The organism is Corynebacterium hansenii (genome assembly GCF_030408795.1).
Lineage (GTDB): Bacteria > Actinomycetota > Actinomycetes > Mycobacteriales > Mycobacteriaceae > Corynebacterium > Corynebacterium hansenii.
Window position 1 is genome coordinate 2,074,145 of sequence record NZ_CP047211.1, and the last position, 26,119, is coordinate 2,100,263.

The 26,119-nt window shown below is 70.3% G+C and carries 19 protein-coding genes; 5 read left to right on the forward strand and 14 right to left on the reverse strand.

Going from position 1 to position 26,119, the window contains the following annotated elements:
- Position 1: 1 nt before the first annotated feature.
- The 10 genes from CHAN_RS09090 to CHAN_RS09135 all read right to left on the reverse strand — a co-directional run bounded on the left by CHAN_RS09090 (position 2) and on the right by CHAN_RS09135 (position 11,779).
- Entirely contained in the window at positions 2-1,393 is a 1,392-nt protein-coding gene (locus tag CHAN_RS09090) for an MCE family protein (protein ID WP_048741803.1), read from the reverse strand.
- Positions 1,390-2,493 (reverse strand): MlaD family protein, encoded by a 1,104-nt coding sequence (locus CHAN_RS09095; protein ID WP_065421477.1) that lies wholly within the window; start codon positions 2,491-2,493, stop codon positions 1,390-1,392. The genes CHAN_RS09090 and CHAN_RS09095 overlap by 4 nt, the downstream gene beginning before the upstream one ends.
- A complete protein-coding gene (locus CHAN_RS09100) occupies positions 2,477-3,535 on the reverse strand; it encodes an MlaD family protein (RefSeq protein WP_290288963.1) in 1,059 nt (352 codons plus the stop codon). Before CHAN_RS09100 ends, CHAN_RS09095 begins: the two co-directional genes overlap by 17 nt.
- Positions 3,532-4,647, reverse strand: a complete 1,116-nt coding sequence (locus CHAN_RS09105) for an MlaD family protein (protein WP_290288966.1) — start codon at positions 4,645-4,647, stop codon at positions 3,532-3,534. Before CHAN_RS09105 ends, CHAN_RS09100 begins: the two co-directional genes overlap by 4 nt.
- Positions 4,648-4,661: 14 nt before the next feature.
- Positions 4,662-6,047 (reverse strand): MCE family protein, encoded by a 1,386-nt coding sequence (locus CHAN_RS09110; RefSeq protein ID WP_290288968.1) that lies wholly within the window; start codon positions 6,045-6,047, stop codon positions 4,662-4,664.
- Positions 6,044-6,982, reverse strand: a complete 939-nt coding sequence (locus CHAN_RS09115) for an MlaE family ABC transporter permease (protein WP_290288971.1) — start codon at positions 6,980-6,982, stop codon at positions 6,044-6,046. Before CHAN_RS09115 ends, CHAN_RS09110 begins: the two co-directional genes overlap by 4 nt.
- Positions 6,979-7,737 carry an ABC transporter permease gene (locus tag CHAN_RS09120; protein ID WP_241485405.1) on the reverse strand — a complete coding sequence of 253 codons (759 nt, stop codon included), beginning with the start codon at positions 7,735-7,737 and terminating at the stop codon, positions 6,979-6,981. Before CHAN_RS09120 ends, CHAN_RS09115 begins: the two co-directional genes overlap by 4 nt.
- Before the next feature lie 400 nt (positions 7,738-8,137).
- On the reverse strand, positions 8,138-9,136 hold the full coding sequence (locus CHAN_RS09125) for an oxygenase MpaB family protein (RefSeq protein ID WP_290288973.1): 999 nt from the start codon (positions 9,134-9,136) through the stop codon (positions 8,138-8,140).
- 11 nt (positions 9,137-9,147) lie between these two features.
- Positions 9,148-10,656 carry an aldehyde dehydrogenase family protein gene (locus CHAN_RS09130; protein ID WP_290288974.1) on the reverse strand — a complete coding sequence of 503 codons (1,509 nt, stop codon included), beginning with the start codon at positions 10,654-10,656 and terminating at the stop codon, positions 9,148-9,150.
- Between the two features lie 217 nt (positions 10,657-10,873).
- Positions 10,874-11,779: an oxygenase MpaB family protein gene (locus tag CHAN_RS09135; protein ID WP_082144378.1), complete on the reverse strand. Its 906-nt coding sequence runs from the start codon at positions 11,777-11,779 to the stop codon at positions 10,874-10,876.
- 275 nt (positions 11,780-12,054) lie between these two features.
- On the opposite strand from CHAN_RS09135, the gene CHAN_RS09140 reads away from it, so the two are divergent.
- Positions 12,055-12,720 carry a TetR/AcrR family transcriptional regulator gene (locus CHAN_RS09140; protein WP_048741779.1) on the forward strand — a complete coding sequence of 222 codons (666 nt, stop codon included), beginning with the start codon at positions 12,055-12,057 and terminating at the stop codon, positions 12,718-12,720.
- 155 nt (positions 12,721-12,875) lie between these two features.
- On the opposite strand, the gene CHAN_RS09145 is transcribed toward CHAN_RS09140, so the two are convergent.
- The 3 genes from CHAN_RS09145 to glnA all read right to left on the reverse strand — a co-directional run bounded on the left by CHAN_RS09145 (position 12,876) and on the right by glnA (position 20,273).
- The gene (locus tag CHAN_RS09145) at positions 12,876-15,539 is read right to left on the reverse strand and encodes a hypothetical protein (RefSeq protein ID WP_290288980.1); all 2,664 of its coding nucleotides are present in this window, start codon (positions 15,537-15,539) and stop codon (positions 12,876-12,878) included.
- 148 nt (positions 15,540-15,687) lie between these two features.
- Positions 15,688-18,873, reverse strand: coding sequence for a bifunctional [glutamine synthetase] adenylyltransferase/[glutamine synthetase]-adenylyl-L-tyrosine phosphorylase (locus CHAN_RS09150; protein WP_377748462.1), 3,186 nt, complete (start codon positions 18,871-18,873; stop codon positions 15,688-15,690).
- A gap of 59 nt (positions 18,874-18,932) precedes the next feature.
- Entirely contained in the window at positions 18,933-20,273 is a 1,341-nt protein-coding gene (gene glnA, locus CHAN_RS09155) for a type I glutamate--ammonia ligase (protein WP_193388829.1), read from the reverse strand.
- A 64-nt stretch (positions 20,274-20,337) separates the two neighbouring features.
- Here glnA and panB point away from each other — a divergent pair, with 64 nt between their 5' ends.
- The 3 genes from panB to CHAN_RS09170 all read left to right on the forward strand — a co-directional run bounded on the left by panB (position 20,338) and on the right by CHAN_RS09170 (position 24,087).
- On the forward strand, positions 20,338-21,147 hold the full coding sequence (panB, locus tag CHAN_RS09160; protein WP_048741772.1) for a 3-methyl-2-oxobutanoate hydroxymethyltransferase: 810 nt from the start codon (positions 20,338-20,340) through the stop codon (positions 21,145-21,147).
- Between the two features lie 126 nt (positions 21,148-21,273).
- The gene (locus CHAN_RS09165) at positions 21,274-23,373 is read left to right on the forward strand and encodes a CHAD domain-containing protein (protein ID WP_290288984.1); all 2,100 of its coding nucleotides are present in this window, start codon (positions 21,274-21,276) and stop codon (positions 23,371-23,373) included.
- 261 nt (positions 23,374-23,634) lie between these two features.
- Positions 23,635-24,087 carry a DoxX family protein gene (locus CHAN_RS09170; protein ID WP_290288986.1) on the forward strand — a complete coding sequence of 151 codons (453 nt, stop codon included), beginning with the start codon at positions 23,635-23,637 and terminating at the stop codon, positions 24,085-24,087.
- Here CHAN_RS09170 and CHAN_RS09175 read toward each other — a convergent pair.
- On the reverse strand, positions 24,084-24,293 hold the full coding sequence (locus tag CHAN_RS09175; RefSeq protein WP_048741762.1) for a hypothetical protein: 210 nt from the start codon (positions 24,291-24,293) through the stop codon (positions 24,084-24,086). The genes CHAN_RS09170 and CHAN_RS09175 overlap by 4 nt on opposite strands.
- Before the next feature lie 287 nt (positions 24,294-24,580).
- On the opposite strand from CHAN_RS09175, the gene CHAN_RS09180 reads away from it, so the two are divergent.
- Positions 24,581-25,750 (forward strand): galactokinase family protein, encoded by a 1,170-nt coding sequence (locus CHAN_RS09180; RefSeq protein WP_048742148.1) that lies wholly within the window; start codon positions 24,581-24,583, stop codon positions 25,748-25,750.
- The last annotated feature ends 369 nt before the right edge of the window (positions 25,751-26,119 follow it).

Sequence of the window (26,119 nt, forward strand, 5' to 3'; positions counted from 1 at the left end):
GTCACTGTCCGTTCTGGTTGGGAGGCTGCGGGGAAAGTTCCGGCCCCGGAGGTTCGATCGCCAGGCCGCCGGAGAGGATCCGGTCGATCGGCGGGAAACCACCGGTGCGCGGCGGCACACCCGGGCGATCGGGACGCTCGGGGTCGATGTCGCCGCCCCCGGGCAGCAGGGACTCGGGGCCGCGGCCGCCCGTGATGATCTGATCGATGCTCTCCGGGATCAGCAGGGCGCCATCGAAGGTCAGGTAGTCGCCCTTGACGGAGGACACGAACGCGGGAACCAGCGAGTTGATGTTCCCCAGCAGCGGGCCGACCTGGCCGTTGAAGGCATCCGTCGCCTCGATGATGGACAGCAGATTCTCGGCGGGCGGGCCGAAATCGCCGTCCGACGCCTGCAGGGCGGCGTTGGCCAGGCCGGAGAAGTAGTTCGCCTGATCCACCAGGCGTCCCATCCGGTCGCGCTGGCCGGCCAGGGACTCCAGGACCGGGGTGGCCGACTTCGTCAGCCGCTCCATGTCGCCCTGCGATTCCTTCAGCGTGCGGGTCAGCTCGTTGGCCGAGCGGATCATGGTGGTGAAATCGCCGGAGTTGGCGCGCATGTCGCCCGTGATGGCGAGGGCGTCATCCGTGAGCGTGCCGACCTTCTCGCCGCGGCCGTCCATGGCCTTGCTCAACTCGTCGAGGGACGTCCGCATCTTGTCGATCGTCGACCCGTTGAGAAGCTCGGCCATCGCGGCAAGCTGCTGGGCGACGTCGAGGCCGGTGGCGGTCCGCGATTCCGGGATCACGGCCCCGTCGCGAAGCGAGCCCGTCGCCTTGGACGGCTGGGAGCTCAGCTCCAGGATCGGATCGTGGAACAGGATGCCGGGCTGGCCGGACGCGCCCGCCAGACGGGCCTGCTCGTCGTACTCGCGGTCGCGGATCCGGACGAACGGGGCACCCAGAGCGGAGGGGACCTCCAGGGTCGCAGAAACGTTGGCCGGGACGTCGATCCCCTCGTCGAGGTTCAGGGTCACCTGGCCCAGACCGCCCTCGGTGCCCAGGTCCGACACGCGGCCGATGACCTGCTCGCCCCAGCGGACCTCCGCGCCCTCCATCAGACGGTCGACGCGCGTGAAGTTCGCCGTGACCTGGTAAGTGTCGGGCCCGTTGTTGCGGCCCATCGGGATCGAATACAGGGACGTGTTCCACAGCAGGATGACGGTGAGCAGCATGGCGCTCAACGACAGCGTCGCCAGGATCAACGGGGATTCGGTGATCCTGTGCCAGACCGACGAACCGCCGCCCATCGACGGGCCCGGGCCGGAGACGGCCGTGGCACCCGCCTTGCGGGCGTCGCGCTTGGCGCGGCGCTCGTTCTTCTTCGAGTCGGTCTTGCGGTTTTCGTCGCTCATCGTCCACCTCCGGCGGCCGCGGAATTCAGCCCGTCAATGATGTTCGGCGTCCTCGGGTCCGCGAACGGAACCGGGATCGGGTTGGTGACGCCTGGCGCCAGGCACATCGGCAGCGGGTGCTGGGCGCAGACTTCCTTGAACGCCGGGAACTGCTCCAGCGCCGTGGAAACGTTCAGGCGGATGCGGATGCGCCCGTCTTCCGACCTGGACCTGGTGATGTTCTGCATGCCCAGGGGAAGGGTGTCGATCAGCTCGGCCAGGTTGACCTTCTGATCGGCGAGCGCGCCACCGAGCGCCGCGCTGGCGTCGACGGTCGCCGCCACGTCTTCGCCATGCTCAGAGGCGATCTTGGAAGATTCCTCCAGCAGGGTCTTCAGGTCGGCCATCGACGTGCCGATGTCCGTCTCGCTGGCTTGGATCGCCTTCGCCACGCTGTTGGAGTCGCGCAGCAGCTGCGTCAGCTCGCCGTTGTTGGCTCCCGCGGCTTCCATGATCAGCTGCAGGTTCTCCAGCAGTGTGCCGATGTCCTCGCTGCGGGCGCCGACGACGGAGGTGGCCCTCATCATGGCGTCGAGGCTGCGGGCCATTTCCTCCGAGTTCGCGGACATGCCGCCGGCCAAATCGTTCAGCGCGGCGCCGCCTTCCTCGGACCCGGCCTGCGACAGCCCCTGCGTGATCACGTCGATGCTGTCGATCATCTTTCCGAAGTCCAGGGGCGCGTGCGTGCGCTCCAGCGGGATCGCCTCGTCGGCGCCGAGCTCCTGGCCGCCCTGGTAGGCGGGGCTGAGCTCGACGAAACGCTCGGCGACCACCGACGGCGTCATCACGTACGCGCCGACGTCGGCGGGCAGCTGGATGTCGTCGTCGAGGCTCATGACGACCTCCGCCTGGTCCCCGACCGGCTTGATTTCCGTCACGGTGCCGACCTCGACGCCCATGATGCGCACGGGCGATCCCTCGAAGAGGCCGGACGTGCTGCTGAACTTGGCGGTCACTTCGCGGCTGTTTCCGCCGACGACGGCGATGAGCCCGATGATGACCACGGCCACCAGGGCGAACAGCCCCGCTCCGAGAACGATGTTCTTAATACTGCTTTTCATATTCACACCCACTCAAAGCACCCAGGGTGCACAGGAAGTTGTCGGGGATCGGACCGGTCGGCGTGGTCACGTCGAACCACGGGCCGTTGCCGGAAGCGGAGGTGATGTTGCGCGCGCCCGGGGCCAGCTGGTTGAGGATGGCGTCGATGTTGTCCCGGTTTTTCTTGAGGGTTTCGGTCACCTTCCTGTACTTCGGCATGAGCGCGGCGATTTCCGAGCCATGGTCGCGCGTCAGCGCGGAATAGTTGCTCAGCAGCGTCTCCAGCGCTCGGATGAGTTCGCCCAGCTTGGCCCTGCGCGCGGCGAGCACGTGCATGAGCGCCGCGGACTGGCCGCGCACCGATTCGATGGTCGTCTTCTGCTCGACGGCGGTGACCGACAGCTCGGTCGCCGTCTTCAGCAGGGCGTCGAAGTTGCCCGACTGCCCCGCCAGCGACTCGAGTGCCGCGGCACCGGCTTCGATGGACTGCCGGTTCTCCGGCGTATCCTCCGGCATCGCCTCCTGCAGCGTCCGGATCATCCGCTGCATCAGCTCCGGGTCGAACTCCTCGTGGACCTTCTGCATGTCGGCGCCGAGGTTGTCCGGGGTGTACGGGGGCAGCGTCCGCGACGTGGGGATGGTCCGCGGCTGGTCCTCGTCGGCGATTCCCCTGGGGGTGACGTCGAGGCAGGAGTTGCCCAGGATCGACTTCAGCCCGATCTTCGCGGTGGTCTGGTCGCCCAGTTCCAGGCTGCGGTCGACGCGTAATTCCACGTCGACGTGGTCGCCCGCCATGTGCAGCTTTTCGACGCGCCCCTGCGGGACGCCGGCGATCAGCACCGGGGCTCCGACGCGGAGGTTGCCGACGTTGGTGAAGCCGGCGCGCCACGAGGCGGAGCGCAGCATGTAGCTGGCCATCGGCACGATGGCGACCATGGCCAGGAGCGAGATGATCAGGACGATGCCGACGACGCCGATGAACAGCGGGTTGCCGCGCGTGCGGTGCCGCGGGTCCTCGAAGAGGCCGGCGAATGCGTCCTTCAGGGATTTGACTGCGTTCACTGTTTCATCCCCCTGCAGATCGGCGTGTACCGGTCACCGAAGAGGTTGGCTTCGACCGACCCCTCGCTGACGGTGAAGTTGCACATGTACAGCATCGCCATGCCTCCGTAGGACGCCATGTTCTCCAGGCTCAGGGTGAGTTCGGAACCTCCGGTCAGCGCCTGCGTGAACTGCTCGTCGTTGGCGTTGTAGGTGTCGCCGATGCGGTTGAGCTCGCCGGGCGTCGCCTGGATGCGGCCGCCGTTGTTCTGGACCATCGCGCCGATCGACAGGATGGACGGCCCCGCCTGGTCGAGGAGGGTGCCCAGCTGCTCGTTCCTCTGGGTGATCCCGCCGAGGCTCGTCGCGAGCGCGTCGCTCATTCGCTTGATCTCTTCCTTGTTGTCCTTCGTCGTGCCGGCCACTTCCCGCAGGTTGCCCACGAGTTCCGTGACGACCTGCTCCTCGCGGAGGAACGGTCCGGCGACGTCGCCCACCGCGCGCACGAGTTCCTCGATCGCGCCCTGCCTTCCTTCGAAGGCTTCGACGATGGTGCGGTTCATCTGGTTCATCTGCGACGGCTCGAGAGCCTCGAACAAGGGCTTGAAACCGTTGAAGAGATCCGCGAGGTCGACCGGCGGCACGGTCCGGTTCAGGGGGATCGTCGATCCTTCCGCCATGTACGAGTCGGCGCCCTGCGGACGCTGGTCGGCCACCTGGACCACGTCGCGGTCATCGCCGAAGGGCGCGGGGCCGGTCCTCGGCGTATCGGCGGACAGGGACAGGTAGCGCAGGCCGAGCATGTCCCCGTGGAGCACCGCGGCATGGGCCTCGCCGGGGACCGGGACGTTCTTGTCCACGATGAAGTCCACCCGGGCGATGCTCGTGCCATCCGGCCCCGGCTCGACGTCGATGCCGGTGACCTTGCCGACGCGAACGCCGGCGATGTTCACCGCATCGCCCTTGGCCAGGCCGGCGATGTCCGTGAATTCTGCGTGGTACTCCCGGTCGCCGCCGGCGACCGGCTGGTCCAGCGTGTTGAGCATCAGGACGAGGCAGATCACGGCGGAGAGGGCGAAACCGAAGAGCCCCCAGGAAATTCCCTTGCCCCGGAAGGGGCGGGTATTGGTCATCGTCGTATCCATGATCAGTGCACCTCCACGATCGTGCCGCGGACGATGGGGCCGGCCATCAGGGCCATGGCCGGCGACGGGCCGCGGCGGGGGTCGCCGCCGACGGACTTCTCCATCTTCGCGAGGTTCTTGTTCCCGGCCGGGTCGACGACGTACGCCGCCGGCTTCGCGCCGAGCGAGTCGCCGCTGCCTCCGGAACCGGAGCCTTCCGTCCCCTGCCCCGCCGGGGAGGGGGCGGCGCCTCCGGCGGACGGCGGCAGCGCGCCGCCGCAGACGCCGGGGGTGTCCCCGTAGCTCGGGCAGTCGGCGGAGGTGTACGGCATCGGGTCCGCGAAGCTGGGCACCGCGGTGATGGTGAAGTGGCCGGTGCGCATGACCGTGTAGCCGGCCTGGGCGAATCGGTCCATCGACTCCAGCGAGGTGCGGATGTTCGGGGTGTTGCCGCCGAGGGTCTGGGTCAGCGCCCCGGCGTGGTCGATGAACGTGACCAGCTGCTCTTCGCGTCCCAGGAACAGCCCGGCGTTGGCGTCGCCGGTTTCCACGGCGGCCGCGAACAGGGATCCGATGCCGTCGGGATGCTCGTTCGCGGTCTCCGAGAGCGTGATGGCGTTGCGGATGAGTTGCCGGACGCTCGGCGATGCCGCGTTCAGTTCGTCGACGAGCCCCCGCATCTCGGGCACCGCCGCCATCAGCGCGCGGACGTCGCCCACGGCGTCGTGGACGGGGCCCGCGAGCCGGTCGACGCTGGCGCCCAGCGCGTCGCCGTTTCCGCGCAGTGCGGTGGCCGACGCGTCGAGGATGCTGTTCACCTGATCCGGTTTCGCGGCGTTCATCAGCCGCACCATCGACGTGTAGATGTTGTACAGCTGGACGGCGTCCGGGGACGTGTCCGCGGCGAGCTGGATCCCCTCGGAGATCGCGCCGTCCGCGGCCGCGGCATCGTGCGGGGCCGACAGCTCCACCGCGACGTCGCCGAAGAAGGTCCTGGGCACGACGCGGGCCACGGCGTTCGCCGGGATGGCGTCGGCCCGGTCCTTGTGGATGTCGAGCTCCAGCTGGGTCTCGCGCGGGTCGGCGTCCACGCCGCCGACCTCGCCGACGGCGACGCCGGCGTAGCGCACCTCGGACCCCCTGAGCACCTTTCCGGCGTTGGCCGGGAGGACGGCGTTGACGCTGATGGTCGGGTCGAAGGCGCCGTTGCCCCACTGGATCGCCGTGACGGCGGTGGCCACCGCGACGATCAACCCGAGCACGCCGGTGGCGGCGCGGCCGAGCACCGAGCGCTGCGCGACGGGCTTCCTGCGGGCGAAGGGCCCGCGGATCGGCGACAGCTCGATGGTCGGCGATCCGGCCGCGCGCGTTTCCTGCCCCGAGGACGGGGTTCCGTGCTTTTCGGTCATGTCAACCCCAATCCCGGGACGCGGGGAATGAGTCCCCAGAAGGTGAAGGTGAGAATCAGGTCGGCGAAGCCGATGGCCAGGATCGTCGTGCGCAGCGCGCGGCCGGCGGCCCGGCCCACGCCCTCCGGCCCGCCGGAGGCGAAGTAGCCGTAGGCGCAGTGGATCATCACCACGAGCAGCGCGAAGATGATCACCTTCAGCAGCGAGTAGAAGACGTCGCCCACCGTGACGGTGAGCTGGAAGTAATGGTCGTAGGTGCCGGCCGAACCGTTGTTGAACCACACCACCACCAGGCGAGTGGTGACGTAGGAGCACAGCAGGCCGATCAGGTACAGCGGGACGACGCAGATGAGCGCCGCGACCGTGCGGGTGCTGGCCAGGTACGGGATGGGCGGGATGCCCATGCTCTCCAGGGCGTCGATCTCATCGGAGATGCGCATCGACCCGAGCCGCGCGGTGAATCCGGTGCCCACCTTGGCGGCGATGGCGATGCCGGCGATGACCGGGGCGAGTTCGCGCGTGTTGACCACGCCGGACAGCACGCCGGACAGCGACGACAGGCCGATCAGGTCGAGGCCGCGGTAGCTTTCGACGCCGACCATCATCGCGGCGATGACGGACATGGCGGCGACGATGGTGAGAGTGCCACCGCCCGAGGCCACCGATGCGGTGCCGAAGCTGATGTCGATGACCTGGCGGAAGATGTCCTTCGGGTGGTGCTTGATCGCCCGCGGGATGCCGGCGATGGTGCGGCCGGCGAAGACCATGTAGTCGCCGGCGGAGGCCAGGGACTCCAGGCCCGCGCGGATCGGCTTGCCGACGGCCGATCCCCCGCCGGTCGCGGCCGCGCCGGCGGGCGCCTTCTTCTCGGGGGCGGTCGCCGCCCCGGTGCTCATGGCGTCGGTGGCCGACGCGTCGTGTTCGCGGGCGCTCATACGTAATTCCCCACTGCCGGAACGAGCACCGAGTACAGCTGGCTGAGCACGGTGTTGACCACGAAGGCCACGACGAAGGCGATGACGACGGCCTCGTTGACCGCGTCGGCGACGCCCGAGGCGCCTTCCTTGGCGATGAGACCCTTGAACGTGCACACCAGCGCCGAAGCCAGGCCGAAGAACAGCGCCTTGACCAACGACGCGATGAGGTCGGAGGAGCGCGAGTACGCGGAGAACGTCGCCAGGAACTCGCCGCCGTTGCCCTTCAGGTAATAGACCTGGTAGAGCATCGTGGCGATCACGCCGGCGAAGGCGACCAGCGAGCACATGGCCACCGCCACGAGCATGGTCGCGATCAGGCGCGGGACCACGAGGCGGTCGACGGGATCGACGCCCATGACCTCCATCGCGTCGATTTCCTCGCGGATCTTGCGGGCGCCGAGGTCGGCGGTGATGGCCGAACCCGCGACGCCGGCGAGCATCAGCGCGCACACGAGGGCGGCCGCCTGGCCGACGATGACCATGCCGGTCGCGGCGCCCGAGTACCCTTCGGCGCCGAGCTTGCCGGCGAGGTTGCCGACGGAGATCGCGATCAGGGCGCCGACCGGGATGGTCAGCAGCAGCGCGGGCACGGAGCACACGCGGGAGATGAAGCGCGACTGATCGTGGACTTCGCTCAGGGACAGGCGGAACGTCAGGCAGACGACGATCATGCGGTAGATCGCGTAGACCGAGAAGCCGACGAGGTTGCCCATCTCGGAGGCGAACTCCTTGAACGGCTCGATGAGCTTCGCCGCGCCGCCCTGTGCGGCTCGGGGCGGACGCTCGGGCGGGGCGATGGGATCCATCGTCGCCGCCGAGGCGTTTTCGGGGCTTGACATGGAAGTTCTCCTCTTCCGTTGGTGCACTGGCGATCGCAGTGGCGCAGGGTTCGGCCGGCCAATCCTGCTTTGGTTGGCGATAACATATCATATATGTGACACAGGTCATACGGTTCGGCGGACTTTTTCCGGGAATGACGCGGCCGCTCCTCGAACTGCGGCGAATGACACCGACGGGCTCCGTCGGAAAGCACCGACGACCTGCATGAGCGCTCCGCCGCCGGCCGACCCCCGGCCGGCGGCGGAGCTCCCCCCCCCTGATCAACCGGTGCGGTCAGTGCACCGGGCACCCCCGGCCGCCCACCACGGCCCCCTCGCGCAGCGGGACGGCGCCCATTGCCAGCACGTTCGAGTCATCGTCGAAACCGGGGTACGTGAGCGTGTTCGCGGCGGTGTGCGGGAACTTCGACTTCTTCCGCGACGGCGTCGGGCGCAGGGCCATCCCGCGGATCCGCAGGCCGAGCTCCAGCGCCTCGCGCAGCACAGGGTTGGCGCGGCGGAAACCGAAGCACCGCGTCATGGACGGGCCGATCAGCGACTCGACGCTGCGCTTGACGACGGGAGCCAGGAACCCGGGAAACCACGAGCAGTACAAGTCGACGGTGTACTTGCCGATCACCGCACTGCTCGGGTTCGCGCGGAAGTTGCGCTCCTCGTAGGCGTCGTACCAGCCGCGGAACTCCCCCATCGTCTCCGGGATGTCCCGGATGCCCAGGCGCCTGCCGAACGCCCGGTAGTAATGGAACGCCGCCTCGCGCTCCACGGGCAGCAGCCGGCGCCAGCCGAAACGGTCGATCCATTCGAGCGGCTCGAAGATGAAGGCGCCCAACACGTAGAGCATGTCGTCGTTGGTGATGTCATACCGCGCGTGCTGCGCGTTGATCACCTTCAGCGCATCCTTGCCGCGCCGCGAGTCCAGGCCGTGCTCCAGCGGGAGGACCATCAGCAGCGACGTGTCGTCGTAGCGCTTCTGCGGTTCGCGCCGGAACTGGTCGCTCTGCACCAGGACGTCGGCGATCGACGGCACGCAGTACGTGCGGAACAGCGCGAACTCCAGGGCCCGCTGGTAATCCCACGGAAAGTCGAAGCAGACCGTGGTGTAGTGGATTTCCTCGGCGTCGCGCTCAGGATCCAGGCCCTTGAGCCGCTCGAGGCGCTGCGCCTTCGACTCCGCGCGGATGCCCGCGCCATTTCGCTTCACGTTGGCGCCGTTGCGCTTCACGTTGGCGCCGTTGCGCTTCACGTCGGCGCCATTGTGCTTCGCCGTAACCATGCCGCCCCGCTTCATCGCTTGCCCCCGCCGTGCATGTAGCGGATGACCTGGCGGACGGTCTTCATCGCCTTGGGGTCGCGCTTGAGGTTCATCAGGTCGAGCGGGGCCTTGAACCGCTCCACCGTGACCGCGCGCGGGCGCGTGAACTCGCGCAGGCCATCGGCGCCGTGGATCCGGCCGAAGCCGGAATCGCGCACGCCGCCCAGCGGCAGCGAGCCGACGCCGCCGAAGGCGATGATCCCGTTGACGCTCACGGCACCGGACACCAGGCGCGAGGCGATCTCCTCGCCGCGGCGCGTGTCGCCGGTGTAGATGGAGCCGCCGAGGCCGTAGGTCGAGTCGTTGGTCCGGGCGACCGCGTCATCTTCGTCGGCGACCCGGTTGATCACGATGACGGGGCCGAAGGTCTCCTCGCGCATCGCGGCGGCGTGCTCGTCGACGCCGGAGATGACCACCGGCTCGACGTAGCGTTCGCCGACGGAATCGGGGCCGCCGCGCAGCGCGACGCCGCCGTGCGCCAGGGCGTCGTCGATGTGGCGGCGGATGATGTCGACCTGGCCGGGCAGGGTCATCGGCCCGTAATGGCAGCCCTCGCCGGCGCCGGGGCGGACCCCGTCGATGGCGCGCAGCAGCTCGTCGATGAAGGCGTCCGCGACCTTCTCCACGACGTACACGCGCTCGATGCCGACACAGGTCTGGCCGGCGTTGCCGAAGGCGCCGAAGGCGGCGGCCTGGGCGGCGGCCTTGAGGTCGGCGTCGTCGAGCACGATCATCGCGTCCTTGCCGCCGCCCTCGATGACCAGCGGCGTCAGGTTCTTGGAGCAGGACTCCATGATCTTGCGGGCCGTGCGCGGCGAACCGGTGAATGCGACCTTGTCCACGCCGGACTCCACCAGCGCCGCACCCGTGTCGCCGTAACCGGTGACCACCTCGATGATCTGGCCGGACGCGCCGAGCGAGCGCCAGGTGTCCGCGAGGAATTCGCCGGCGCCCGGCGTCATCTCGGACGGCTTGAACACCACGGCGTTGCCGGCGGCCAGCGCATGCGAGATCGAGCCCATCGGGGTGTACACCGGGTAGTTCCACGGGCCGATGACGCCGACGACGCCGAAGGGGATGCGGTCGACGTAGGCCTTCTGGTTGCTCATGAGCACACCGGTGCCGACTTTCTCGCGCTCCAGGACCTTGGGCGCGTTCTTGGCCGCCCAATCCAGGTGCTCGATGGCCAGGAGGACCTCGAGCAGGGCGTCGTCATGCGGCTTCCCGGTTTCGCGCGCGATCACCGAGGCGAGTTCCTCGGACCGCGCCGCCAGCGCCTTCTTGAATTCGAGCAGCCAGCGCTTGCGGCCGCGCGGGCCCTGGTTCCACCACCACTTCTGGGCCTGCCTGGCGCGGCCGACGGCGGCGCCGACCTCCTGCGGCCCATGCTGCGGGTATTCCGCGATGACGGATCCGTCGCGCGGGTCGAGGCTGGCGAAGGTGGTTTTCACGTCGGTGTTCTCCGGGGTTGCGGTGGTCATGTCGGTTCCTTTCGTCGTTCCTTTTATTTGGGGTGCGCCGTGTGATTTCGGGGGCGCCGCGTCATTTGGGGTGCGCCACGTGATTTGTGGTGCGCCACGCGGGGCTCGGTTGAGCTTCGGGTGCGGCGGGGTGTCGGGTGCGGCCGGACTTCCCTGGCGCGGTGGCGCTCCGGCGGTTGGGGTCGCTTTGCGACGCCGCCGCGCCGGGGTCCGCCGGTCAGATGACGTGCTTCCCGCCCTTGAAGCGGCGGCGCAGATCGGCCATGTACAGGCGGGCCGGCACCGTGCGGAGCGGCGCGGGCACCAGGCGGTACACGAAGGCGACCGTCTTCATGAGCAGGCGGAAGCGACGTTCGTCGACGGGGCTCCAGGGAAGCTCGAACAGGTCCCGCACCCTCCGGTCGAGGATGCCGGTGGTGATGAAGGCGTTGAGCGGCATGAGCAGCCGCACCGGCCACGGGGCGTCGCGGCCTCCGACGAGCCGGTGGACGTACCGCACGATTTCCGGGTCGGTGCTGATGCGGTTGTCCAGCATGTCGTCCCAGTACTCCTCGAACGACTCGAAATCGCCGGGCCACATTTCCTCCTTGACCTGGAGGGCGTTGCCGAAGATCTGCGCCTCGCGGTAGAGGTTCTCCTCGGCCGCGGCGTTCTCCGGCCCCCAGATCCAGTCGCGGAACCACCTGGTGTTGCGCACGAGGGTCGCCCCGACCCAGAGCTGAAGTTCGGGGTCGAAGGCGGTGTACCCATGGCGTTCGCTCCGCACGGGCACGTGGGCCTTGTTGACGAGGCGCACGATCTTGCGCTTTTCCTCCTCGGTGCCCAGGCTCACCGCGTATACGTATTGCATGGTGGTGCGGAGCCGGTCCAACGGGCGGTCCGTCGTAGTGGAATGCTCGGCGACTCCCTTGCCGACGCCGTACAGCGCCAACTGGTAGATCACGGTCGCGCCGGCGCCGGCGTAAATGCCGCTTTCGCCGATGAAGTCCGCCAGTGCGCGGTACTCGCGGCCCGCGCCATTGCGCCGCGCGATGGCGCCCGCGATGCGCCGGGGGCTGCGCGACGCGGGCGCCCCGGGCAAGTCCGGCGCGCGATGTCCCGCGGCGTTCGTGTCAACGGCCATCTCTTCGGCCCACCTTTCCCCGAGGGCGTGACCTGCGGGTCCCTGCCCCGGAACCTGCACCGTGACGGCTCGGGAACCCGGCCACGGATGCAAACTATGAAAAACATGAAACAACAGTTCAACTGTTGTGGTTGCATTGTTGCATAGCCGAGATGATTTTTCACCGGAAATTTACGGGCCGTTCCCCGGCCCGCCCGGGCGCCGGTCAAAGACCGGATCGGATAGCGTGTTTCCGTGGCCACCGCCGCACTTCACCCCCGCTAAGGAGTTCCAGGATGCAGACGAACAGCACCACCGCCGGCCTTTTCGAGCTCTTGGGCCTCGGCGACGAGCTCGACCCGGCCGCCAATGAACTCCTCGACGCCGCGGTGGAGCAGTTCTGCATCACGGGCGTGCGGCGGACCACCACCGACGAGATCGCCCGCGCCGCCGGGGTCAACAGAGCGACCCTCTACCGGCACCTGGGGCCACGCAAGAAGATCATTTCCGCCGCGTACCGCCGTGAAAGCCACCGCGCGCTCGGCCGGCTCGTCGCCGCGCTGAACACCCCGGAACCGTCGACGGCACGGGAGAAGATCCGGGCGATCATCATCGCGGCGATGTCGGAGCTGCACGGCAACGCCCTGCTGCACCGGCTCCAGCGCGCCGACGCGGATGAGACGCGCAAGGCCCTGACCACCGACGCCGCCGAGGTCGTGGAGCTGGGAACGCTGACGCTGCGGTTGCTCATCGACGACATCCGCGCGAGCCACCTGGCCCCGGACGAGGAGCCGGACTTCGATGCCGCGACGGTCGCGGCGATGCTCACCCGCATGACCCAATCGATCGTGGTCTCCCCCGGCGGGCCGCTCAGCCTCGCGACGGAGGAGGAGCAGATCGCATTCGCGGATGAGATCGCCACGCCGCTGATCATGAACGCCACGGCGCCGAAACGGCCCTAAGGGTCACCTCGAACTCAACCCCGAGCGCGATTTTCCCCCTCGGCCCGAACCGCACCGGGTCGCCCCGAACCTCGCCCCCTCGGCCCGAACCGCACCGGGCGCCCCGAACCTCGCCCCCTCCGCCCGCTACGGGCCGCAGGGCGACAAGGCGGGGATCAGAACAGCGGGGGCTGCGTGGGCACGCCGGGGCCGCTGCCGGAATCGGGGCGGCGCAGCGGATCCTCGATGTAGGACGCGTCCGCCGAACCGGACCCGCCGAAACCATCGGTGACGTCGCCGTTCTCGCCGGCCTCGTCGCCCGCACGGGCCGCACCGGCCGCGTCACCGAGACGATCGGCCCCATCACGGGCACCGGCACCGGCATCGCCATCGCCCTCGCCATGACCGGCACCTCCGCCACGGACACCGCCATCCCCGTCGCGGTCGACGCCGTCCTCCCCATCGGCGGACTCGCCCAGCAGCGACGCCGACGGCCGCACGCCCGGAATGTCGAACAACGGGGGCTCGACCACGCCGTTTTCGCCAACGACGACGTCATCGACCCCGACGACGTCGAACAGCGCGGCCTCCTCGGCGGCATCTTCCCGGACGGGGCCATGCGGCGGCGCCTCATCGTCCGCATCATCCGCCACGTCGGGGCCGAACCACTCGTCGGCCGGGTCGTCGGGAAGCAGGAGCTCCATGCCGGCGCTTTCCTCGACGGCCCGCAGCCGGTGCCGCAGGATCCGCAACCACGGGCCGGCGGCGGTGGCGTGGCCGACGGCCTCGAGGATCGCGGCGACGTCGCCCTCGTAGTCCTCGAGCGCGGCGGCCAGCGATTCCTCGGTGAACACCCACAGCGACGTCGTGCCGCATTTCTCGCGATGCGCGACGGAATCCAGCGTCACCGCCAGGTCGTGGCCGGGCACGCCGCGGACCATCGCGACCAGCTCGACGCGGTCGGCGACCAGCACGTTCGGCGGGGTCACCAGCTGCGCCCGGCGCGTGACGGGCACGAAGTCGCCGGTCTCCCCGGCGATCATGTCCACGGCCTCGTCGACGAGCGGGTCCTGCCCCGACAGCCACGCGTGCCCCATCGCGGCCGCGACCGCGCGCACCGGCATCCCCGCCGCGCCGTCGACCAGCAGCCCCAGCACGCGCATGCCCTGCATCACGCGGTGGAGGAGCATGCCCCACATGTCCTCGAGGCCCTCGAACAGCGCGCCGCACGTCCAGCCCAGGTGCGATTCGATGCAGCACGGGTACCACATCATCCCCTCGTCGAGCCGGGCGGCGAACATGACCGCTTCACGACGAACGCGCTTGGCCACGTCGGCCATCAGCTCCGGAGCGGGCATCCAGCTTTCCGGCGCCTCATCCGCGACCCAGCGGTCGGGGCCGCGCAGCCAGCCGGCGACCAGCCACGCCCAGCGGCGCGAGGCGTCGGCGGAGAACCACTTCTGCGCCGAACGGGCGGTCGGCTGGCCGCTGACCGGGTGCATGAAGCCCGCGGCGGCGAGCATGCCGACGACCTCGTGCACCACCGCATCATCCGCGCCGATGGACGCGGCGAAGTCATGGACGGCGACGGCGCCGGTGAACTCGTGGAGCCCGCCCGCGCCCAGGTAACCGCCGTCCTCCCAGCGCTGCATGATGGCCGTGGCGACGGCGACCGCCGAGGTGGCGGCGTCGACCTGGGCCTCCGGAACCGCCCACGCCGGGCGCGGCTCCTCCGGGTGCGGGGTGGGCAGGTACAGCCGGCCCAGCTTCAGCGCCAGCGCGACGGGCGAAATCAGCGACGCATTGAGGTCGACCTCCGGCGTCTCGGCTGCCCGGGAAGCTTCGTCGGTCTCGGCAATGCCGGGTGCGTCCGCCGCCCCGGAAGACTCGGCAGGGTCCACTGACGCGGGCACCTCGGCGGCACCCGCAGCATCGGGAGCGCCCGCCGAATCGGGAATCTCCGGGTTGCCGCCGCCGTCGATGGCGGTGGGCATCTCGAAGGTGACGGCCAGCAGATGCTCGACCGCCCACTCGACGGCGTCGGCGCGGCGGTCGCCCCACTCGCGGGCGTCGAGGAAAATGCCCTCGCGGGCGAACAGGAGCAGCGACTTCTGGATCGCATGCGGCGCGGTCGCCACCAGCGCGCGGACCCGCCGCGGCGAGCACAGGAACTCGCGCAGCCGGGCCAGGAGCTCGGCGTCCGACGGGACCCCGGGCCCCTTCGAGCGCAGCACCGTCCCGTCCAGCTGGTCGGCCACCCGGCCGGCGACCGATTCGCGGTCGAACTCCGCGGCGTCGACGAGCCCCAGGTTCTCCATCTTCCGCAGCAGCTCCGCACGGGAGTTGAATTCCAGCAGGCACTCGACCGGCGTCGCCATCGTCGGATCCTGGACCAGGATCTCGGACACGTGCGGCGGCACGTTCCACACGCCCTTCGGCTCCTGCCACGCCAGACCGAGATCCTCGGCGCGGCCCATCAGGCCGGCGACGTCGGCGCGGGTGGCGGGGGCGCGGACGCTCGACGGCGGCTGATCGCCGTCGTGCGGCATAGCGTCGGCCTCCGACCCCCAGACGGCGACGGCCGCGATGTCGTCGACGGCGGCGGAATCCTCCAGGACATGCACGAGTTTCACCGCGGCCAGGACATCCGGCGTCGCGGCGGACACGGCGGTCTGCGCGGCTTCGCGCGTCATCAGCAACTCGGCGGTTTCGGTCCGCGACCCCGGGACGGGAACGCCCGGGCAGGCGACGCGCAGGAGCCTCCGCAGCTCCGCCTCGCCCAGACGTCCGACGTGTGCGCCGAAGTCCGGGCGGGATGCGTAATCGACCCTGCTCTCCATTCGGGTCATTATGGCCCATCGGCCCCGGTCTTGGGGAGTTTCCCCCTCCTTGGGGCCGGTGCGGGGCCGGTCCGGGGCCGGTCCGGGATCGGTCTGGGCCAGACCGAGGCTGCGCCGGGCCCGCCCGAGGCCGCCCGAGGCCGGCCCGTCAGTCGTGCGCCGGATTCTCCTCGCCCCAGAACACCCGGTCCACCACGCGGCGGGAGTGCCGGGTGACGCGGAGGTAGTTCTCCATGAACCCGGTGTTGTCGTCCGGATCCCACCCGGCCGCGCCGGCCACCTGCGCCAAATGCGGACCCGGCTGCGGCAGCTCGTCGGTCCGCTTGCCGCGGGTGAGCACCAGCGCATTGCGGGCGTTGGTGGCGGTCAACCACGCCGTGCGCAGCGTGTCGGCGTCTTCCTTGGAGAGGATCTCCTCGTCGGCAAGCGCCTTCAGGCACTGCAGGGTCGACGTGTTGTGCAGCGCCGGCACTTCGTGGGCGTGCATGAACGTCAGCAACTGCACCGTCCACTCGATGTCGGTCAGCGCGCCCGACCCGAGCTTGGTGTGCGTGCGGCGGTTGGCTCCGCGGGGCAGCCGTTCGTTGTCCACGCGCGCCTTCATGCGGCGCACGTCGCGCACGACCTCCTCCGACGCCCCGCCCTCCGGGTACCGGAACTTGTCGATGCCGTGGAGAAACCTCTCCCCCAGGTCCCTGTCCCCGGCGATCCACGTCGCGCGCAGCAGAGCCTGGATCTCCCAGGTCTCGCCCCATCTCTCGTAGTACGCCAGGTAGGAGTCCAGCGTGCGTACCGGCGGACCCGACCGCCCCTCCGGGCGCAGATCCAGGTCGACCTCCAACGGCGGATCCTGGCTCGGCTTGGCCAGGCGCCGGCGCAGCGCGTCGCAGATGCCGATCGACCAGCGCACCGCATCGTTGTCGTCGACCACCGGTTCGCCGTCGTCGCCCACGGCCGGCTCGCACACGAACATCACGTCCGCATCCGACCCGTAGCCGAGTTCGCCGCCGCCGAGGCGGCCCATGCCGATCACCGAGATGATCGCCGGCACCGGCTCATCCGGGTGCTGCTCCTTCCACCCGCGGATCTCGGCCGCCAGCGCGGCTTCGAGCACGTTGTCCCACACCAGCGACAGCGACGTGCACACGTCCTCGACGTCCATGAGACCCAGCAGATCCGCCGACGCCACGCGCGCGAGTTCCGCGCGGCGCAGCGCACGGGCCACCGCGATCGCCCGATCGGGATCCGTGTGGCGGTTGGCCGACGCCACCAGCGACCGACCGACGGTGCCGGGATCGGTGTCCAGCAGCTTCGGCCCGGCCGCACCGTCGCCGTAGAGCTTGATGGTGTCCGGCGAGGACACCAGCAGCCCGGACACATACGGCGACGTGCCCAGGATGTGCATCAGGCGCTCGCCGACGACGCCCTCGTCGCGCAGCGTGCGCAGGAACCACGTCTTGTCCACCAGCACGTCGGAGAGCTTGCGGTAGTTGAGCAGGCCCGCATCCGGCTCCGCCGTGTCGGACAACCACTCCATCAGCGTCGGCAGCAGCATCGCCTGGATGCGCGCCTTGCGGCTGCTTCCCGACGCCAGCGCCGAGAGGTGGTCGTACGCCCGGTCGGGGTAGCGGTAGCCCAGCGCCGCCAGCTGCCGCTTCGCCGCGTCGGCGGACAGCTGCATCGTGCCGATGTCCTGCTCGACGACGGAGTTGAGCAGCGGACGGAAGAACAGCTTGTTGTGCAGCGTCCGGATCTGCCGTCCCGTGGCGCGGATCCGCTTGGCCAGCGCGTCCGCCGAATTCTCCGAGCCCGCAGGGGTGACGCCGGCGGCGCGGCCCAGCCACCGGCGGGCGCCGACGTCCTCGTCCGGCGGCAGCGTGTGCGTGCGGCGCATCTTCTGCAGCTGCAGGCGATGCTCGAGCAACCGCATGAACTCGTAGCACTCGATGAGGATGCGCCCATCTTCGCGGCCCACGTAACCGGCCTCCACCAGCGCATCCAGGGCTTGCACGGTGGGCAGCACGCGCAGCGTCTCGTCGTAACGCCCGTGCACCAGCTGCAGGAGCTGCACCGCGAACTCCACGTCCCGCAGCCCGCCGCGCCCGAGCTTCAGCTCGCGCTTCTTCAGGTCATCGGGGACGTTCTCGATGACCCGGTCGCGCATGGCCTGGACGTCCTCGACGAAGGAGTCGCGCTGCGACGCCGTCCACACGAGCGGCGACAGCGCCTCGACGTAGTCCTTGCCCAGATCCAGATCGCCGGTCATGGGACGGGCCTTGAGCTGGGCCTGGAACTCCCAGGTCTGCGCCCACCGCTTGTAGTACGCCTTGTGCGAATCGAGCGTGCGCACCAGCGCCCCGGACTTGCCCTCCGGGCGCAGCGCGGCGTCGACCTCGAAGAAGCAGCGGCACGCCACCCGGATGAACTCCGAAGCCAGGCGCGTGGCGCGGGCATCGGCGGGCTCGGCGACGAAGATGACGTCGACGTCGGAGATGTAGTTCAGCTCCCGGGCGCCGCACTTGCCCATCGCCACCACCGCCAGGCGGGTCGACACCGGCGCATCCGGGTACGTCGTGGCCACCGCCACGGACAGGGCGGCGGTGAGGGCGGCGTCCGCCAGATCGGACAGCGCCTCGGCGACGCGGGTGAACGGCACCGGCGGCTGCCCCGGGCGGCGCGGGCCGCGCGGGTACGTCCCCGCCAGGTCCGCCGCCGCCACGCGCATGATCAGGTTGCGGTACGTCCGCTTCATGGCGACGTCGGCGTCGCGGCCGGTGACGCCCGCCCGGTACAGGCCGGCCTCCTCCAGATCCGGCGACGACGCCGTCGGCTCCCGGTACTCCAGATCCGCGGCCTCCTTCACCGACTCATCGTCGGTGCGCACCGGGGTCTCCGGCCGCGCCTCCACCGCGGTGAGCATGTCGCGGAACATGTCCGCGCGCGTCGGCAGATCCGCCAGCAGCAGCGACCACGTCGTCGGATTGGCCACCATGTGGTCGCCGAGCATCGACGACCCGCCCAGCAGCGCGAACACGCGGGTGCGCATGAGCACCTGCTGGCGCATCGCGGCGTCGAGCGCGGACCACGACGCCCACTGCGGCAGCTCCCCCGACCCGACGCCCGCGTCGAGCTTCTCCTTCAGCCGCACCAGCGACGTCAGGGCCAGCTCCGGATCGGCGGCGCCCGCCAGGCCCCACAACAGCTCGAGGCCGTCTTCGTCGTACCAGCCGAGGTCCTTCAGGTCTGCCGCCGCACGCTCCGAGTCCGCCAACCCGAGTGCGGCCGGGGTCGGCACCGTCTGCCGGGACGTGCGGGGGCGGTTCCTCATCACCATGTCGTGCTCGCCGTTCTGCTATGCCGTTCTGCCATTCGGGGGCCCGGTTATCCGGGTGCCTAGTAATCCAGGTTCGTGCGCAGCTCCCATGCCGTGACCTGGCTCTGGTACTCGCGCCACTCGCGCCACTTGTTGCGCAGGAAGAACTCGTGGACGTGGTCGCCGAGGGTGTCGGCCACCAGGTCGGAGCGCTCCATCTCGCGCAGCGCCTCCTCCAGCGACGTCGGCAGATCGCGGTAGCCCATGGCCCGGCGCTCGCGGCGGGTCAGCTCCGAGATGTTGTCCTCCGCCTGCGGCGGCAATTCGTAGCCGTCCTGGATGCCGCGCATGCCGGCGGCGAGGATGACGGAGTACGCCAGGTACGGGTTGCAGGCCGAATCGACGGAACGTATCTCGACCCGTCGCGAAGCCGCCTTGCCCGGCGAGTACATGGGCACCCGCACCAGCGCGGACCGGTTGGCCAGGCCCCACGTCGCGGCGGTCGGCGCCTCGTCGCCGAAGACGGTGCGCTTGTAGGAGTTCACCCACTGGTTGGTCACCGCGGAAATCTCCGGCGCGTGGGTGAGGATGCCCGCGATGAAGCTGCGGGCCGTCGTCGACAGCTGATGCTCGTCGTCGGGGTCGTGGAAGGCGTTGTCGTCGCCCTCGAACAGCGAGATGTGCGTGTGCATCGCGCTGCCCGGCTGATCCGCGAACGGCTTGGGCATGAAGGTGGCGCGCACGCCGTTGCGCATGGCCACTTCCTTGATCAGGTAGCGGAACGTCATCACGTTGTCCGCCATGCTCAGCGCGTCGGCGTACCGCAGGTCGATTTCCTGCTGGCCGGGCGCGTTTTCGTGGTGCGAGAACTCCACGGGAATGCCCATCGCCTCGAGGGCATTGATCGCGTGACGACGGAAATCCGGCGCCTTGTCGTGCACCGCCTGGTCGAAATAGCCGCCGTTGTCCGTGGGCACCGGGGGCTGGCCGTCGGTGTCGAGGGAATCGACCAGGAAGAACTCGATCTCCGGGTGGATGTAGGACGTGAAGCCCTGGTCCGCTGCGGCCTGCACCTGGCGGCGGAGCACGTGGCGCGGGTCCGCCCAGCTCGCCTGGCCGTCGGGCATCGAGATGTCGCAGAACATCCGGGCGGTGTGCAGCTCCTGGTCGTCGTGGCGCCACGGCAGGATCTGGAACGTCGAAGGGTCGGGGCGGGCGATGGTGTCCGCCTCCGACACGCGGGAGAAGCCCTCGATGGCCGAGCCGTCGAAGCCGATCCCCTCCTCGAAGGCGCCCTCCAGCTCGGCGGGGGCGACGGCCACCGATTTCAGGTAGCCGAGGATGTCCGTGAACCACAGGCGGATGAAGCGGATGTCGCGCTCCTCGATGGCGCGCAGGACGAATTCCTGTTGGCGATTCATGCCCCCCAAGTTACGCGGGCGACCCGGGTTCGTGTGCCGTCTCCGTGTGGCATGCTTGGCGAACATGAGCACCCGGAAGATGCGTCTGAACGATCTCGCGACCCGCAAGGCCGAAGGTCGGCCCTGGGCGATGTTGACCTGCTACGACTACTCCACCGCCCGCGCGTTCTCCAACGCCGGCGTCGAAGTTCTGCTGGTGGGCGATTCCGCCGCCAACGTCATGTACGGATACGACACCACCACCGAGGTGTCCCTCGACGAGCTGATCCCGCTGGCCCGCGCCGTGGTCCGCGGTGCCCCGAATGCCCTGGTCGTCGCCGACCTGCCCTTCGGCGTCTACGAGGCCTCCGACGAGCAGGCCGTGCTCAGCGCCGCGCGCATGATGCGCGAGACGGGTGCGCACATGGTCAAGATCGAGGGCGGCGAGCGCATCGCCCCGCGCATCCGCGCGCTGGTCAACGCCGGCATCCCCGTGATGGCGCACATCGGCTTCACGCCGCAGTCCGTCAACGCGCTGTCCGGCTTCAAGGTCCAGGGCCGCGGCGAGGGCGCCGAGCAGCTGCGCCGCGACGCCCGCGCCGTCGCCGAGGCCGGGGCGCACGCCGTGGTGCTGGAGATGGTGCCGGCCGAGCTGGCCAAGGAGATCACCGCCGAGTCGCCGATCCCCACGTGCGGCATCGGCGCCGGCAAGGACTGCGACGGCCAGGTGCTGGTGTGGCACGACGCGTTCGCCGTGCCGTCCGACGGCCGACGCCCGTCGTTCGCGACCGTGTTCGGCGAGGTCGGGGAGCTGCTGGAAAAGGGCGCTCGCGATTACGTCGCGCAGGTCGAGTCGCGTGATTTCCCGCCCGTCGACAAGGATTTCAAGGGCTGATCGACGGCCCTGCGGCAGCGCTCCGCGGCGCTTCCGCCGACCCCGCCCGCGGGTGGGCCGGCGGGCGCGCGAAACGGGCACGACCGGCTGTGCCGACCCCTCCAATCCGGGGGTAAGGTCAAGGCCATGAGCGCATCCGACACCTCCCCCGAGAAGAACCGTTCCGACGGCAAGAAGGAGCGGACCGAGCCGTCCGCGTCCCTCGAGGTGGAGGTGAAGTTCTCAGCCCCCGAACAGGCGGTGGTCCCCGGGTTCGATTTCGTCCCCGGCGTCGCCGACGTCGAGGTCGAGGTCCGCGAAATGTCGGCGACGTACGTGGACACCCCCGATCTTCGGCTCACCCGCGCGAAGCGCACCCTGCGCCGCCGCCTGGGCGGCCCCGACGAGGGTTGGCACCTGAAGACCCCGGCCGAAGCCGGCCGCATGGAGTACGGCGCGCCCCTCGATGAGGGCTCCGTCGAGGGCGAGGGCGCGGACGCCACCTACGTCGTCCCGGATGCGCTGCTGGCGCCGGTCCGCTCCATCGTGCGCGAGCACCCGCTGCGCCCCATCGCGCGGGTGGACAACGTCCGCCACGTCTCCACGCTGAAGAACGCCGACGGCGAGCCGATCGCGGAGTTCTGCGACGACCACGTCACCGCGGTGTCGCTGCTGCCCGGCGGCGAGGAGACGTCGTGGCGCGAGTGGGAGATCGAGCTGATCGGCGACATCGCCACGCAGCCGGAGGGCGCGGAGTTGCTCGAGCGCCTCGGCGCGGTGCTGCGCATCGCCGGCGCGACGCCGTCGGACAGCCCGTCGAAGCTGGCCACGGCGCTGGGCGATTCGAAGGACGCCGCCCCGGTGCCGCCGACGCCGGCCGATCTGCCGGAGGGCACGCCGGGCCGCGCGGTCGTCGACGCGCTGGCGGCGAACGTGGCGAAGATGGTCGAGTGGGACCCGAAGGTCCGCCGCGACGAGTGGGATTCGGTGCACCAGATGCGCGTGGCCACCCGCGAGCTGCGCAGCCACATGCAGACGTTCCACGGCATCCTGGTGGGCGATCGGATCGCGCACATGGAGTCGGAGCTGAAGCTGCTGGCCGGCGTGCTGGGCGTGGCCCGCGACGCGGAAGTCGTGGCCGAGCGGTTCGAGAACCAGCTCAAGCGCGACGAGGCCGACGTCATCGGCGGCGAGATGCGCGAAGAGCTCATCGCCGACATCCGCCGCGATTACGATCGCGCCCACCGCCGCGTCGTCGCCGCCCTGGATTCGAGCCGGTACCTGACCATCCTCGACCAGCTCGACGAGCTGCTGGCCGACCCGCCGGTGAACCCGAACGCCGCCGAGGACGCGGAGGAGGCCGAGCGCGAGGCCGCCGAAAAGAAGGCGGCCGAGGAGGCCGCCGAGGAAGCGGCCAAGGAAACCGAGCGGGCCGGCGAGCCCGATGAGCCGGCGGAGGAGAAGGACGGCACCGCGGCCGCCGCGTCCGCCGCGGCTGGGCTTGACGACGCCGACGCCTCCGACGAGGAGCCCGAGGACGATGACCTCTCCCCCGCCGAGACGGCGGAGCGGATCGTCGACGAGTCGGACGCCGCCGATGACGGGTACGGCGCCGCCGAGGCGCACGGCGGGGATGCCGGCGCCGGGGCGTCGGAAAGCGAGGGCGAGCCGGAACCGGCCGAGACGCCGGACGCCGAGACCGCGCCCGAGCCCGCACCCGCGCCGGAGAAGACCCCCGAGCAGATCCGCGCGGAAACCAACGCGGTGCTGGCGATCCATCTGGCGAAGGCGTTCCGGAAGTTCGAGCGGCGCCACCGCAAGGCCGTCGAGGGCCGCGGCGACACGTCGCTGCCCGTCGCCGAGCGCGAGGAGCGGTTCCACGACGTGCGCAAGGCGGCGAAGAAGGTGCGTTACTCCGCGGAGGCCGCGCAGGCGTCCGGACTGCCCACGAAGAAGCTGTACGCGGCGTGCAAGCAGCTGCAGTCGTCGCTGGGCGATTTCCAGGACACCTGCACCGCCCGCCACGTGCTGCTGCAGAAGGCCCGCCGCGCGCACTCGCATGACCAGGACACCTTCGGCTACGGCGTGCTGTACCAGATCGAGCGGATGGACGGCCTGAAGGCGCTGGAGGCGTACGACGACGACGTCAAGGGCGTGCTGAAGTCCTACGCCAAGCTCGAGTCGAAGATGGAGAAGACCCGGGAGAAGGCGAAGAAGGCGCGCAAGGCCCGCACCAAGCGGGATTGACGGCGCAAAAGGGCGGCCGCGCCAAACCGGATGGAACGGGCGGCCGGGCCCTGCCGGGGCGGGATCGGCGACCGGGTCCGCCGCTCGCAACCGCCGCGAAAAACCGGCGCGCACGGGTCTTGTGTGCGCGCCGGCTTTCTCTTATTCTCCGACGTTGATACGTCATCATCCGGCGTCGATCGCCGCCGATGACCATCACCGAAACCACCCGCGAAATCGACCGGCGAGATCCCCGGCGAGATCCATGGACTAAGGAGAATCATGACCATCCCCCAGCTGCCCGCCGTCGCCCGCGACGTTCTGGGCCTCATCGCCCGCATCGGCCTCGGCGTCGTTCTGCTCGCCCACGGCTGGCAGAAGCTGTTCGACTGGACCATGGCCGGCACGCAGGCCGGGTTCGAGAAGATGGGCGCGCCCGTCCCGGCGCTGTCCGCCTGGATCGCGGCGATCGTCGAATTCGGCGGCGGCCTGCTGATCCTGATCGGCGCGTTCCAGGCGATCGTGGGCATCGTCGTCGCTCTGCTGATGTCCGGCGCCTGGGCCATCGCCCACACCGGCAACGGCCTGTTCGTCGCGAACGGCGGTCCGGAGCTGGTCATCGTCATCGGCGCCGGCGCGCTGTTCCTGGCGGCGTTCGGATCGGGCCGCTTCTCCGTGGATGCGGTTCTTGCTTCGCGACGGGCCCGCCGCACCGCCACCGCCGCCGAGGCCTAAGCGTCGGCCGGGGGCTTGCCCCAGTCGTCGTCTTCCTCGTCCCAATCGTCGGCGGCCTCGTTGCGGGCGGCGACGCGCTCCATCGCGGCGCGGGCCTCGGCCTCCGTCGCGTAGGGCCCCATCCGGTCGTCCCAGCCGCTCTGCTTCCCGCGGGTCACTTCGCCGGTCGAGGGCTTGTAGTACCAATCCTTGGCGTCGTCGGCCATGTCATCCTCCTGGGATCGTCGCGGTGGCGCGGCGGCCGCGTGCCCGGCATCGGGGTCGCCGCGGCCGACGGGCCGGTTGTGTCCAGGTTACCCGCGGGTACTATCTCTGGACATGGCTCGCGGCGACGCGGCCCCGACGATGATCCGTCCCACCCCTCCGGCACCCCGTGCCCCGCGGCTGTGTCCGCCTCCGCCCGCGCGAGCGAGCGGTGGCGGGAGGGACCCCGGATCCGACGGTGGCCGCGGCGCCGCCGCGCCCGTCCACCATCCCCGTCGAAAGGTCCCCGATGCCCGTCCCCGCCGCCGTCGAACGAGTCCGCGAGTCCGCGGGGCCGGACGCGACGATCGCGCATGCGCCGGGATCGGTGGAACTGCTCGGCGAGACCTGCGCCGCCACCGGCGGCATGCTGCTGGCCACCGCGCTGCCCGCTTCCGTCGCCGTGGCCCTGGAACCGAACGACTCCGGCGAGCTGACGGTCATCTCCGCGAAGACGGGCGAGGAAACCTCGCTGCCCATGCCCGATTCCGTGCCGGAGGCGTACCCGGCGGAGGTCACCGCGGTCGCGGCGGCCATCGTGGCGCTGCAGCACACCATGCATCTGATCCCCCGCACCGATTCGGGAATCACGGTGCGCTGGGCGTCGAACATCCCGGGCGGGCGGGGCCTCGGCGAGATCGCGGCGCTGCAGTCCGCGGTGGCGCTGGCGGCCAACGCCAGGTGGGGCGACCGCGACGACGTGCCCACCCGCGCCCGGCTGGCCGCCGCCCTCCACGAGGCCTCCGCCGCGCACTACGGCGCCCACTGGCCGCTGCACCCGTACACCGCGGCGCTGCGCAGCCGCCCGGATTCGGTGCTGACCTGCAATCACTCCGACGAGGCCGTCACCCAGACCCCGCGGCCGGACAACCTGGCGCTGATGGTCGCCTACTCCCCCGACATCACCGGCGCGTCGCCGCAGGTGGAGCGCCACGAGTTCTTCGCGGAGGCCTGCTCCGCCTTCGGGGTGCCCACCCTCCACGGCCTGCCCGAGGCCCAGCCGCGCGTGCTCGAGTGGGTCCGCGCCCGCCGCGAGGTCAACCCCGACGACGACGCCCCGACGGTGGGCCGCGCCACCCAGTGGCTCGACGACGCCTCGGGCTGCTCCGACCGCGCCCGCGCCGTGTCCGCGCACCTGCGGCATGGCGACGCCGCCGCCGCGATGGCCGGCGTCGCCCACGACGTGTCGGTGCGCGACACCGCCCCGTCGTGCGATTCGCCGCTCGGCCGCCTGGTCGAGGCGCTGGACGGTTTCGACGCCGTGGCCCGCTGCTGCCCCGCCCGCGGCGCCGCCGTGGTCGTGTGGGCGCATGCCGACGACGCCGACGACGTCGAGGCCGCCCTCCGCCGCGGCGGATCGGTGATGCGCATCGAGGGCACCGACGCCGGCGACGCCGTCGATTCGCCGTTCCAGGGCTGAGTTCCCGCCCGGTCGGCCCGGTCGGCGCGGCCGGCATCGACTGGGTGTCGTGTCCCGTGACGTTGCGATCGGCTTCTGCGGCGGTCGAGCCGTCCCGCCACCGCGACCTCGCGGGACGAAACGGCTAACCCACCCTGAATGGCGCCCGGCCTGCGCCACCTCCCCGGGGCGCACCGATTAACCCACCTCGAATAGCGCCGGCCGCCGCTACCTTCGCGGCTAACCCACCCCGAATGCGCAGACCCACCCGCTGTAACAGGTGGGTGTGCGTATTCGGGGTGGGTTTAGGTGAGGGGTGGTGCACCGACCGGGTGAACGGGGTGCGGTGCACCAACCAGGCGGACGGGGCTCGACACCCCGACCGGGTGG